General features: G+C 69.4%; 12 protein-coding genes. 3 read left to right on the plus strand and 9 right to left on the minus strand.

Annotated features, from left to right (window positions below; all coding sequences use genetic code 11):
• Positions 1-19: 19 nt before the first annotated feature.
• Entirely contained in the window at positions 20-1,003 is a 984-nt protein-coding gene (locus tag MCHLDSM_RS03080; RefSeq protein WP_048468820.1) for an NAD-dependent epimerase/dehydratase family protein, read from the minus strand.
• Here MCHLDSM_RS03080 and MCHLDSM_RS37635 point away from each other — a divergent pair.
• Positions 981-1,184, plus strand: a complete 204-nt coding sequence (locus tag MCHLDSM_RS37635; RefSeq protein WP_131722579.1) for a hypothetical protein — start codon at positions 981-983, stop codon at positions 1,182-1,184. The genes MCHLDSM_RS03080 and MCHLDSM_RS37635 overlap by 23 nt on opposite strands.
• Here the strand turns inward: MCHLDSM_RS37635 and glnA are convergent.
• The gene (gene glnA, locus MCHLDSM_RS03085; RefSeq protein WP_048468821.1) at positions 1,172-2,608 is read right to left on the minus strand and encodes a type I glutamate--ammonia ligase; all 1,437 of its coding nucleotides are present in this window, start codon (positions 2,606-2,608) and stop codon (positions 1,172-1,174) included. The genes MCHLDSM_RS37635 and glnA overlap by 13 nt on opposite strands.
• A 146-nt stretch (positions 2,609-2,754) precedes the next feature.
• Here glnA and MCHLDSM_RS03090 point away from each other — a divergent pair, with 146 nt between their 5' ends.
• On the plus strand, positions 2,755-3,222 hold the full coding sequence (locus MCHLDSM_RS03090) for an RDD family protein (RefSeq protein WP_048468822.1): 468 nt from the start codon (positions 2,755-2,757) through the stop codon (positions 3,220-3,222).
• 5 nt (positions 3,223-3,227) lie between these two features.
• Here MCHLDSM_RS03090 and MCHLDSM_RS03095 read toward each other — a convergent pair whose 3' ends face one another.
• The 6 genes from MCHLDSM_RS03095 to sucB all read right to left on the minus strand — a co-directional run bounded on the left by MCHLDSM_RS03095 (position 3,228) and on the right by sucB (position 10,218).
• Positions 3,228-5,036 carry an amidohydrolase gene (locus MCHLDSM_RS03095; RefSeq protein WP_168440084.1) on the minus strand — a complete coding sequence of 603 codons (1,809 nt, stop codon included), beginning with the start codon at positions 5,034-5,036 and terminating at the stop codon, positions 3,228-3,230.
• A gap of 81 nt (positions 5,037-5,117) precedes the next feature.
• Entirely contained in the window at positions 5,118-5,870 is a 753-nt protein-coding gene (locus tag MCHLDSM_RS03100; protein ID WP_048468824.1) for a DUF4191 domain-containing protein, read from the minus strand.
• Between the two features lie 4 nt (positions 5,871-5,874).
• Positions 5,875-6,837 (minus strand): lipoyl synthase, encoded by a 963-nt coding sequence (gene lipA, locus MCHLDSM_RS03105; protein WP_048419139.1) that lies wholly within the window; start codon positions 6,835-6,837, stop codon positions 5,875-5,877.
• Entirely contained in the window at positions 6,834-7,523 is a 690-nt protein-coding gene (gene lipB, locus MCHLDSM_RS03110; protein WP_048468825.1) for a lipoyl(octanoyl) transferase LipB, read from the minus strand. Before lipB ends, lipA begins: the two co-directional genes overlap by 4 nt.
• A gap of 10 nt (positions 7,524-7,533) precedes the next feature.
• Positions 7,534-8,445: a TIGR01777 family oxidoreductase gene (locus tag MCHLDSM_RS03115; RefSeq protein ID WP_048468833.1), complete on the minus strand. Its 912-nt coding sequence runs from the start codon at positions 8,443-8,445 to the stop codon at positions 7,534-7,536.
• A 12-nt stretch (positions 8,446-8,457) separates the two neighbouring features.
• Entirely contained in the window at positions 8,458-10,218 is a 1,761-nt protein-coding gene (gene sucB, locus MCHLDSM_RS03120) for a 2-oxoglutarate dehydrogenase, E2 component, dihydrolipoamide succinyltransferase (RefSeq protein WP_048468826.1), read from the minus strand.
• Between the two features lie 154 nt (positions 10,219-10,372).
• Here sucB and MCHLDSM_RS03125 point away from each other — a divergent pair, with 154 nt between their 5' ends.
• Positions 10,373-10,723, plus strand: coding sequence for a hypothetical protein (locus tag MCHLDSM_RS03125; RefSeq protein ID WP_048468827.1), 351 nt, complete (start codon positions 10,373-10,375; stop codon positions 10,721-10,723).
• Positions 10,724-10,868: 145 nt separating this feature from the next.
• On the opposite strand, the gene MCHLDSM_RS35585 is transcribed toward MCHLDSM_RS03125, so the two are convergent.
• The coding region (locus MCHLDSM_RS35585) for an integrase core domain-containing protein (RefSeq protein WP_131722580.1) at positions 10,869-11,156 on the minus strand (288 nt) is incomplete at its 5' end.

Genomic DNA, 11,156 nt, shown 5'->3' on the forward strand with positions numbered 1-11,156 from the left:
CGGGCCGCTGTGAGGTTGCTCAACGCACGGTGCTCGCGAGAGCGGACAGCGTCTCGGCCGAGGTGTACCGGGGCCGCCAGCCGAGCACCGCGGTGGCCTTGGCGGTGTCCATCACCACCGAGGTCCGGCCGGCGTGCAGCCACTCCAGGGCGGACGGCACGAACGGCAGGCGCGACAGGAGCTCCGAGGTCATCACCGCAGCCGCCCGCGGCACCCTCACCGGCTGCGCGCCGAAGGCCTCGGCCACCTGCGACATGGACACCACACCGTCACCGGCGATGTTGTACGCCCCGGGCGGGGCGGACGTCGTCGTCACCGCGAGCGTGATCGCGGCGGCGACGTCGTCGTGGTGCACCAGCTGCAGCGGCGTCCCGGGGTCGGGCAGCGGCCGCAGCAGGGGCAGCGCCCGCGTCACGCGGCGGACAGGCCCGGGCAGGTGGTTCCACGGCATGGCGTCGGCGAGCGCCGGCGCCTTCGGTCCGGCGACGATGCACGGCCGCAGCACGTACACCTCCAGGTCGGAGCCGTCGGTGATCTCGGCCAAAACCGCCTCGCACGCCGCCTTCTGCTCGGAGTAGTAGTGCTCGGCGGAACCGCGCGGGGCGACGTCCTCGGTGAGGGGCACCGGGTTGTCGGCGTGATATCCGTAGGCGGCGACCGAGGAGGTGTAGACGAGCCGGCGCGGACGGGCCGCCGCGACGGTCGCCTCGAACACGTTGCGCGTGCCGGTCAGGTTGACCCGGGCACTCTCGGCGCGGGTGCCCATGATGATGAAGGCCAGGTGGACGACGACGTCGACGTCGGCGACCAGATCGTCGACGGCGTCGCGGTCGAGGATGTCGCCCTGCCGGTAGACCGTCTTGCTCCAGCCTTCCGCGGCGGCGTCGAAGGGGCGGCGGGCCATGCCGACGATCGCGGTGACGTCGGGATGCTCCTCCAGCGCAGCGATCGCGGCCTTGCCGATCTCACCGGTGGGGCCCGTGACGCCGACGCGCAATGCCATGGCGGGCGAGTTTCCCGATCAGGCGTGGGCGAAACGCCGGCCGCGCTTTCGCGAGTGTGAAGGTGTCGTCACGAACGCCGTCGAGCGTGAACACAGCTTCACTCTCGGCGCCAGGAAACAGAAACGCCCGCCCAGCATGAGCTGGACGGGCGAATCCGTGCCGACGACTTACACGTCGTAGTACAGCGAGAACTCGTAGGGGTGAGGCCGGATCTGGATCGGCATGATCTCGTTCTCCCGCTTGTAGCTGATCCAGGTCTCGATCAGGTCGGGGGTGAACACGCCGCCCTCGGTGAGGTACTCGTGGTCCTCCTCGAGCTTGTCGATCACCGACGCCAGCGACGTCGGCGCCTGCGGGATGTTCGCGGCCTCCTCGGGCGGCAGCTCGTAGAGATCCTTGTCGACCGGCGCCAGCGGCTCGATCTTCTTCTTGATGCCGTCGATGCCGGCCATCAGCATCGCCGCGAACGCCAGGTACGGGTTGCCCGAGCTGTCCGGGCAGCGGAACTCGAGGCGCTTGGCCTTCGGGTTGTTGCCGGTGATCGGGATGCGGACGCAGGCGGACCGGTTGCGCTGGCTGTACACCAGGTTGATCGGTGCCTCGTAGCCCGGGACCAGACGCTTGTAGGAGTTCACCGTCGGGTTGGTGAACGCCAGCAGCGACGGCGCGTGGTGCAGGATGCCGCCGATGTAGTGACGGGCCAGATCCGACAGGCCGGCGTAGCCGGACTCGTCGTGGAACAGCGGCTTGCCGTCCTTCCACAGCGACTGGTGGGCGTGCATACCGGAGCCGTTGTCACCGAAGAGCGGCTTGGGCATGAACGTGACGGTCTTGCCGTTCTGCCACGCCGTGTTCTTGATGATGTATTTGAACAGCAGCACATCATCGGCCGCGTGCAGCAGCGTGTTGAACTTGTAGTTGATCTCGGCCTGCCCGGCGGTGCCCACCTCGTGGTGGCCGCGCTCGAGGACGAACCCGGCGTTCTGCAGGTTGGTGGCCATCTCGTCGCGCAGGTCGACGTAGTGGTCGTACGGCGCGACGGGGAAGTAGCCACCCTTGGGGCGGACCTTGTAGCCGCGGTTGGCGCTGCCGTCGGACTCGAACGGCTCACCGGTGTTCCACCAGCCCGACTCGGAGTCGACCTCGTAGAACGTGCCGTTGATGCGCGAGTCGAAGGTCACCGAGTCGAAGATGTAGAACTCGGCCTCGGCGCCGAAGAACGCGGTGTCGGCGATGCCGGTGCTGGCCAGGTAGTTCTCGGCCTTGCGGGCGACGTTGCGCGGGTCGCGCGAGTAGGCCTCCCGGGTGAACGGGTCGTGGACGAAGAAGTTGATGTTCAGCGTCTTGGCCGCGCGGAACGGATCGATGCGCGCGGTCGCCGGGTCGGGCAGCAGCATCATGTCGGACTCGTGGATGGACTGGAATCCGCGCACCGACGACCCGTCGAACGCGAGGCCGTCCTCGAACACGCTCTCGTCGAATGCCGACGCCGGGATCGAGAAGTGCTGGACGACACCGGGCAGATCGCAGAAACGGATGTCGACGTACTCGACCTTCTCGTCCTTGATCAGCTTGATGATGTCGTCGGCGGTCTGTTCTGCCACTCTTTGCTCTCCTTTGACTTGGTAGCCCGCGGCTGACGCTATGGACACGATGTTGCACCGCCGTCAACCGCATGTTGCGTGGACGTTACGCATCCTCCGCGTCCGCCCCGCCGGGTGCACCGGCGGCCGGCACCTATCCTGGCGGTATGTCACGCGCGTCCGGTTCGGGTCTGGGGTCCTGGCTGTCGGGGCCGGGAACTCCCGAGCCCGGCACCTATCCCGGTGAGCGGCTCGGACTGCCCAAGAGCGGCCCCGGCTCCATCGCCCGCTTCGGACGCCGCATCGCCGCGCTGTGCGTCGACTGGCTGGTGTCCTACGGGTTGGCGGCGCTGGCGATGACGGTGGGCCTGGTGTCACTGTCGGCCCTGTCGACCGTCGTGCTGGGCGTGTGGCTGGTGCTCGGGGTGGTGTCGGTCCGGCTGTTCGGCTTCTCGCCCGGCCAGTTCGCGCTGGGGCTGAAGGTGGTGGCCGTCGACGGGCATGGCTACGTGGGCGTGGGCCGGGCCCTGGCCCGCGGCCTGTTGATCGCACTGGTGATCCCCGCGCTGTTCACCGACTCCGATCTGCGCGGGCTGCACGACTTGGCGACCAAGACCGCCGTGGTGAAGCGGTAACCCGCTCACACCTGGTGCACGACCTTGCCGTTCACCATCGTCGTCGTCACGGTGGCGGCGTGGATGTCGTGCGGGTCGACGGCGAAGATGTCGCGGTCCAACACGATCAGATCGGCGAGCTTGCCGACCTCCACCGAGCCGACCTTGTCGTCGAGTCGGATCTGGTAGGCCGCGCCGAGCGTGTTGGCGTGCACCGCCTCCTCGACGGTGAGCCGCTGGTCGGCGGGCGCGAGCACCGGTGCGTCCGGCCGGCCGATCAACTGCCGGGTGACGCCGATCTGGATCGAGTCGAGCGGCTTGTAGGTGGAGAAGTAGCCGGCGGCCGGCCAATCGGTGCCCAGGGAGATGCGGCCGCCTGAGCGCAGCACGTCCTGCGTGCGGTACAGCAGATCCTGGCGTGGCCGGCCGTACCGGGCGGCCAGATTCTCCAGGGTGTCCGGGTCGGCCGACATCCAGTTCGCGGAGAACTGCGCGATGACCCCGAGGGTGCCGAACCGCCGGCTGTCGGGATCCTCGACGTAGACGAGGTGGGCGATCGTGTGGCGGCGGTCGCGGGGCGGATTCGCCGCCGCGGCCGCCTCGATCGCGTCGAGCGCGGTGCGGGCCGTTCGCTCACCGCAGGCGTGGACGTGGACGTCCAGGCCCGCCGCGTCGACCGCGCCGATCAGCTGCCGCCACTGCTGCTCGCTGAACGGGGAGCCGCCGGTGGAGTCCGGCTTGTCGGCGTACGGCTCGAGCAGCCAGGCGGTGTAGCCCTCCTGCGTGCCGTCGCCGATCACCTTCACCACACCGACACTGACCAGCTCGGTCGAGATCCGGTCGCGCAGCGCGGTGATCGCGGCGACCGCGTCGTCGACCGGCGGCGACTTGACGCTGTAGGACGCGACCACCCGGACCGGCAACGCGCCCCGGGCCTCGACCTCGGTGTACAACGCGATCAGCGCGCCCTGGTCGCCGCCGATCGGCGGCACACCGGCGTCGAACAGCGACGTGATGCCGGCCGCGGACGCTTTCGGGAGCCACCCGGTGAGCAACGTCTTCATGGTGTCCGTCGAGATCGGCTCGATCGCGTTGACGATCCCCAGCACGGCGTCCACCTCGAGGACGTAGCCGGTCGGGTCCCCGTTCTCGTCGCGCACGTAGTAGCTGAAGCCCGGGATCGGGTCCTGCGAGGCGCGGGTCACCCCGGCGATCTCCAGTGCCTTGCTGTTGGCCCACAGGCTGTGCCCGTCGATGGCGAAGAAGAAGCCCGGCCGGTCGGGCAGGACGCCGTCCAGGTCGGCCCGAGTCGGCCCCTGCGGGCCGAACATGTCGACGCGCCAACCGAATCCGCGCACCGGTCCGTCGGGGTTGGCTTTCGCGTAGGCGGCGATCGCGTCCAGCGCGTCCTGGCCGGTCGGCACCTGCAGGTCGACGCCGCTGGTCAGGAACGCGCCGAGGAACGGGTGGATGTGGCCTTCCACGAACCCGGGCAGCATCAGCGCGCCGCCGAGGTCGATCACCCGGGTGTCGGGGCCGGCCAGCGCCATCGCCCCCGCGCTGTCGCCGACGTAGCTGATCGTGGTGCCGGTGACCGCGACGGCCTCGGCCCACGGCGCCGCCTCGTTGACGGTGTGGATGCGTCCGTTGTGGAAGACGGTGTCCGCCCGGTCGGGTGCGGGGCGCTCACCGGCCTGCGTGCCCGATCCCGCCGAACACGCACTCGCGGTCGCGACGACGGCCGTCGACAACGCGGCCGCCCGCAGCATGCTGCGGCGACTGATGGACGTCCCGAACGCAGCGAAATGCGGCGCCCACTCACACGCAGTGCACATGACCCGTCTCCCCCCGGGCGCGGCGCCCGCAGCGAATTGTCGCGGGCGCCAGGGGGTGTGGCAAGCGCGGCGCGCGGGGAGTCAGCGCCTCCGTACGGTGCGCTGCACGCCGCGCATCTTGGCCTGCGCCGGCAGGGGTCCCTTGGGCATCGCGGCCGGGCCCACCTTGGATCCGAGCGCGGCGAGGCGCGACTCGAGCGCATCCATCTGCTTGACGGTGATGTTTGCCGGCAGCCGGGTCAGGTGACGATCCAGCTTGGACAGCGGCACCTCGCCGTCGCCGTTGCCGATGATCACGTCGTAGATCGGCACGTCGCCCACCAGACGGGCGGTGCGCTTCTTCTCCTGTGCCAGCAGCGGCTTGACCCTGGTGGGGGAGCCCTCGGCGACGAAGATGACGCCGGGACGCCCGATCACCCGGTGCACGGCGTCGAAGTGTCCGGTCGCGGCGACACCGGGGGTGACCCGCCACTTGCCGCGCATATTGTCCAGAGCCCACGCGGCCGCGCCGGTCTGGCCCTCGGCCTTGCGGTACACCGACTTCTGCGCGCGGCGGCCGAAGATGATGAACGCGACGAGCGCACCGAGCACGATGCCCAGCGGGATCAGCATGAACATCGTGAATCCGCCGGCGTAGACCCCCAGCGCCACCGAGGCGGCCACGATCAGCACGAACGCGCCGATCATGTACGGCAGGAGCCGCTTGTCCTCTTTGCGTTGGATCTGGAACGCCTGCCACAGCTGGCTGCGCCGCTGCTTGGATGCGGCCTTGCGGGCGGCCTTGGCCTCGGCCTTCGCCGCCTTGACCTCCGCGGAGTTACGCGATTTCGCCATTGGTTCAGGATACGGATGGCTGGGGCGCCGCCGCGGCGGCTCCGGCAGACCGCGCTGCAATCGTCTGCGCGTACAGCTTGCCCGCCCGGTACGACGAACGCACCAGGGGTCCGGCGAGGACGCCGGCGAAGCCGAGGTCGGTGGCGAACTGCTGATGCTCGATGAACTCGTCGGGGTGCACCCACCGCTCCACGGGGTGGTGACGCGCCGAAGGACGCAGGTACTGGGTGATCGTGACGATGTCGCAGCCGGCATCGTGCAGGTCGCGCAGTGCGGTGCGCACCTCCTCGGGCGTCTCGCCCATGCCCAGGATCAGGTTGCTCTTGGTCACCAGGCCGTCCGCGCGCGCCATGGTCAGCACCGACAGGCTGCGCTCGTAGCGGAAGGCCGGGCGGATGCGCTTGAAGATGCGCGGCACCGTTTCGACGTTGTGCGCCAACACTTCCGGACGGGTCTCGAAGACCTGGGCGAGCAGCGCCGGCTCGGCGTTGAAGTCGGGGATCAGCAACTCGACGCCGGTGTTGGGGTTGAGTGCCTTGATCTGGCGGACCGTCTCGGCGTAGAGCCAGGCGCCGCCGTCGGGCAGGTCGTCGCGGGCCACTCCGGTCACCGTCGAGTAGCGCAGGCCCATCGCCTGCACGCTCTCGGCGACGCGGCGCGGCTCGTCGCGGTCCAGCTCGGCCGGCTTGCCGGTGTCGATCTGGCAGAAGTCGCAGCGCCGGGTGCACTGCTCGCCGCCGATGAGGAAGGTGGCCTCGCGGTCCTCCCAGCACTCGTAGATGTTGGGGCAGCCCGCCTCTTCGCACACCGTGTGCAGCCCTTCGCGGCGGACCAGCGATTTCAGCTCGGTGTACTCCGGGCCCATCCTGGCCCTGGTCTTGATCCACGGCGGCTTGCGCTCGATCGGCGTCTGGGCGTTGCGCACCTCGAGCCGGAGCAGCTTGCGGTTACCGGGTTCGACACTCACTGCATCGATGCTACTGCGTGATCGGCGCTGCTGAGCCGGCCGTCGAGCACGTCACACACCGCGTCGGCGACCGGGCCGAGGACGTCGTCGACGGTGACGCAGCGGCCGAGTTCGGCCGTCAGCGACGTGACCCCGGCGTCGGCGATGCCGCAGGGGATGATCGAGCCGAACGCACTCAGGTCGCAGTCGCAGTTCAGCGCGAATCCGTGCTGGGTGGTCCCGCGCGCGACGCGGATGCCGATCGCGCCGATCTTGCGCGCGGGCCGAACGCCGTCCGCCGCGACCCACACGCCCGACCGGCCCTCGACGCGACCGGTGGGCAGGCCCAGATCGGCGCACACCGCGATCAACGCCCCCTCCAGGCGCCGGACGAAATTGACCACGTCGAGCGGTTCGGCCAGCCCGATGATCGGATAGCCGACGAGCTGGCCGGGTCCGTGCCAGGTGATCTTGCCGCCGCGGTCGGTGTCGACGACGGGCGTGCCGTCGACCGGGCGCTCTTCGGGCAGGGTGCGCTTGCCGGCGGTGTACACCGCCGGGTGCTGCAGCAGAAGCAGCGTGTCCGGGCCGCCGGCGACGCGGGCATCGGCGATCTCCCGCTGCAGATCCCACGCCGCCTGGTAGTCCACCGTGCCGAGGCGGCGTACCACGACGGCGTCGCTGCTGATGCGGATCGATGACGCCATGACGTCGACGCTACTCACGGTTGCCGGCGGTGGCGAACGCCAGCGCCTCGCCGATCGTGTTGTGGTGGAAGCGGAACCCCGCAGCCTCCAGCGCGGCCGGGATCGCGCGCTGACCGCCGAGCACGCCCTCGTCGGCGAACTCGCCGAGCACTGCGCGCAACGCGAAGCCGGGCACCACGAACGGGGTCGGCCGATTCACGGTGCGGCCCAGCGCCGTTGTGAACTCCGCGTTGGTCACCGGAGCGGGTCCGGTGAAGTTCACCGGTCCGGCGAGTTCGTCGTGGGTGATCGCGAACAGCAGCGCCCGCACCTGGTCCTCGAGGCTGATCCACGACAGGTACTGGCGGCCGTTGCCCAGCCGCGCCCCCAGACCGAGGGAGAACAGCGGACGGATCCGGCCCAGCATCCCGCCCGAGGCCGACATCACCAGACCGGTGCGGGGGAGCACCACGCGCACCCCGGCCTGCGACGCGACCGCGGTGGCCGCCTCCCAGTCCACGGTGAGCCGCGCCAGGAAGGTCTGCCCGGGCGCCGCAGTCTCGTCGACGGGCCGGGCGCCGGTGTCGCCGTAGTAGCCGACCGCGCTGGAGTTGACCAGCACCGGCACTCCGGCGTCGACGACGGCGCGGGAGAGCACCTCTGTCGGGTCGATGCGGCTGTCGCGCAGGCTCTGCTTGAAGGCTCCGGACCACCGCTTCTCACCGACGTTGACGCCGCACAGGTTGACCACGGCGTCGACGCCGTGCAGCGCAGCGGCGTCGAACTCGCCGGTGTCGGGGTTCCAGAACACCTCGTCGGCGTTCGACGGCGCCCGCCGCACGATGCGCAACACCCGGTGGTCGGTGGCGCGCAGCGCGTACACCAGCGCCGTACCGATCAGCCCGGAAGAGCCCGCAACCGCGATGACCGAATCCGAGGGCATCGACACCGCGATCTACAGGCCCAGGTCCGCCTCGAAGGCACCCTCTTCCAGCCGCCGCTTGATCGTGGTGACGAAGCGGCCGGCGTCGGCGCCGTCGATGAGACGGTGATCGTAGGTCAGCGGCAGGTAACACACCGAGCGCACACCGATCGACTCGTTCCCGAGCTCGTCGACGATCACCCGCGGACGCTTGACGATCGCGCCCGTACCCAGCATCGCCGCCTGCGGCGGCACCAGGATCGGGGTGTCGAACAGCGCGCCCTGGCTGCCGATGTTGGTGATGGTGAACGTCCCACCCGACAGCTCGTCGGGCTTGAGATCACCCGAGCGCGCCCGCGCGGCGATGTCCGCGATGGCCCGGGCCAGCCCGCCGAGCGACAGGTCGCCGGCGTTCTTGATCACCGGGGAGAGCAGACCCTGATCGGTGTCCACCGCGAAGCCGAGGTGCTCGGCGTCGTAGTAGGTGATCTCCTTGGATTCCTCGTTGTAGCTGGCGTTGACGTTCGGGTGGATCTTCAGCGCGTCGATCACCGCACGAGCGATGAACGGCAGGTACGTCAGGTTGACGCCCTCGCGTTCGGCGAAGCTGGCCTTCGCCTTGGCCCGCAGCGCCACGATCTTGGTCATGTCGACCTCGTGCGTCTGCGTCAACTGCGCTGTGGCCTGCAGGGATTCGCGCGTCTTCTTCGCGGTGATCTGCCGGATCCGGTTGGCCTTCTGCGTGGTGCCGCGCAGGTGCGCCAGCGCGGCTTCGGGGGGCGGCGCCGAACTGGTGGTCTTGGCCGGGGCCTCGGCGGCCGGAGCCGGCTTGGCGGCCTCGTCCTTGCTCGACTGGGCGGCCGCCAGCACGTCCTGCTTGCGGATGCGTCCGCCGACGCCGGTGCCCTTGACCGTGGCCAGGTCGACGTTGTTCTCGGCGGCGAGCTTGCGCACCAGCGGCGTCACGTACGGACCCGAGTCGCTCGACTTCGACTCTGCCGGAGCGGCTTTCGGCTCGGACTTTGACTCCTTGGGCTCTGGCTTGGGCTCCGACTTGGCCTCGGGCTTGGTCTCCTTGGCCGGCTCGGGCTCGGGTTCGGGTTCCGGCTCCGGTTCGGGCTCCGGTTCGGGTTCGGAGTCGCCGGCGTCGGCGCCCTCGGAGTCGCCGATCTTGGCGAGCTCACCGCCCACCTCGACGGTGTCGTCCTCCTCGGCGGTGATCGACAGCAGCGTGCCCGCGACCGGGGAGGGGATCTCGGTGTCCACCTTGTCGGTCGAGACCTCGACGAGCGGCTCGTCGACCTCCACGCTGTCGCCGACGCTCTTCAGCCAGCGTGTCACGGTGCCCTCGGTGACCGACTCCCCGAGTTCGGGCATCAGCACCGGCGTCGACGATCCCGACGAGCCGCCGGACGACTTCTTCTCGGACTTCTTCTCCGGTTCGGGTTCCGGCTCGGGCTCGGGCTCCGGCTCGGGTTCGGACTCCTGCTCCTGCTCGGATTCCGACTCGGCCGCCGGTTCCTCCGCGTCGTCTCCGCCGCCGTCGCTGTCGTCGTCCGCGTCGCCGATCACGGCCAGTTCACCGCCGACCTCGACGGTGTCGTCCTCCTGCGCGACGATCTTCTTCAACACCCCGGAAGCGGGGGAGGGGATCTCGGTGTCGACCTTGTCGGTCGACACCTCCAGCAGCGGCTCGTCCTCCTCGACCGTGTCTCCCTCTTGCTTCAGCCAGCGGGTGACAGTCCCCTCGGTAACGCTCTCTCCGAGTGCGGGCATCTGGACGGAGATGGCCATAGTGTCGTGGCTCCCTTGCACGGTCGGTCGCAGTCTTGAGGTGTCGGATCCCATCCTGTCACGTCCGGCGGGACGTTTCGCCGCAGACGTGGCTACTGACCGCTCTGGCACTATCGAAACCGAGGGGTGCGGCAGCGGGAAGGAGCGACCCCAGGTGGGACTGTTCGACGTACTTCGCGGTCGGCGACGTGGCGGCGGCACCGCCACCGACCGGGCCGCCGATCTGCGCTACCTGCAGCAGTGGGTTGCCGAGCACAAGGGCGTCGAGGCGTTCGTCGAGCCGAAGACGACGGTCACGGATGTGACGGTCGTGCTCGTCGCCGCCGATGGCGAATGGACCCGGCGCAGGGCGGGCGGCTACGCCGGCGCGCGCCGGCTGTCGGACCGGTTGAAGATCCCGGTCTACGACGTACAGAAGGTCGGCTACCCGCAGCGCATGCGCGACTACGACGCCCGCAAGAGGATCGAGCGCAAGCGCGCCGCCCGCGAGGAGCTGGACCGCTAGTTGTACTGCCCAGGGAGGTTGGTCAATCGGGTGATGGGTGGGACCTTGCCGATTGCCGAGTGTTGCCGGTGGTGATTGTAAATGTGTAGCCAANCTACTCCGGCCTCGTCGCCGCATTGCGCGCCGACAGCGAGGAGCTGGACCGCTAGTTGTACTGCCCAGGGAGGTTGGTCAATCGGGTGATGGGTGGGACCTTGCCGATTGCCGAGTGTTGCCGGTGGTGATTGTAAATGTGTAGCCAACCTGGGAGTGCTGAGCGACGGGTGCGTTCATCGCGGTAGTGGCGCGCGAACGCCCATTCGCTGGCCATGGTTCGGTGGAATCGCTCAATCTTGCCGTTGGTCTGTGGTCGGTAAGGCCGGGTGCGTACGTGCTTGACCTGCAGTTCGGCGCACGTATCGCGCCAAACGAGGGAGCGGTAACAGCCGCCGTT

It is taken from the genome of Mycolicibacterium chlorophenolicum (genome assembly GCF_001044235.1).
In the GTDB taxonomy this organism is placed as follows: Bacteria; Actinomycetota; Actinomycetes; order Mycobacteriales; family Mycobacteriaceae; genus Mycobacterium; species Mycobacterium chlorophenolicum.

Excerpts from the sequence above, each read along its gene's own strand:
- sucB (WP_048468826.1), bottom strand. The coding sequence starts at position 10,218 with ATGGCCATCTCCGTCCAGATGCCCGCACTCGGAGAGAGCGTTACCGAG.
- MCHLDSM_RS03095 (WP_168440084.1), bottom strand. The coding sequence starts at position 5,036 with ATGTGCACTGCGTGTGAGTGGGCGCCGCATTTCGCTGCGTTCGGGACG.
- MCHLDSM_RS03090 (WP_048468822.1), top strand. The coding sequence starts at position 2,755 with ATGTCACGCGCGTCCGGTTCGGGTCTGGGGTCCTGGCTGTCGGGGCCG.
- MCHLDSM_RS03100 (WP_048468824.1), bottom strand. The coding sequence starts at position 5,870 with ATGGCGAAATCGCGTAACTCCGCGGAGGTCAAGGCGGCGAAGGCCGAG.
- lipB (WP_048468825.1), bottom strand. The coding sequence starts at position 7,523 with ATGGCGTCATCGATCCGCATCAGCAGCGACGCCGTCGTGGTACGCCGC.
- MCHLDSM_RS03080 (WP_048468820.1), bottom strand. The coding sequence starts at position 1,003 with ATGGCATTGCGCGTCGGCGTCACGGGCCCCACCGGTGAGATCGGCAAG.
- MCHLDSM_RS03115 (WP_048468833.1), bottom strand. The coding sequence starts at position 8,445 with ATGCCCTCGGATTCGGTCATCGCGGTTGCGGGCTCTTCCGGGCTGATC.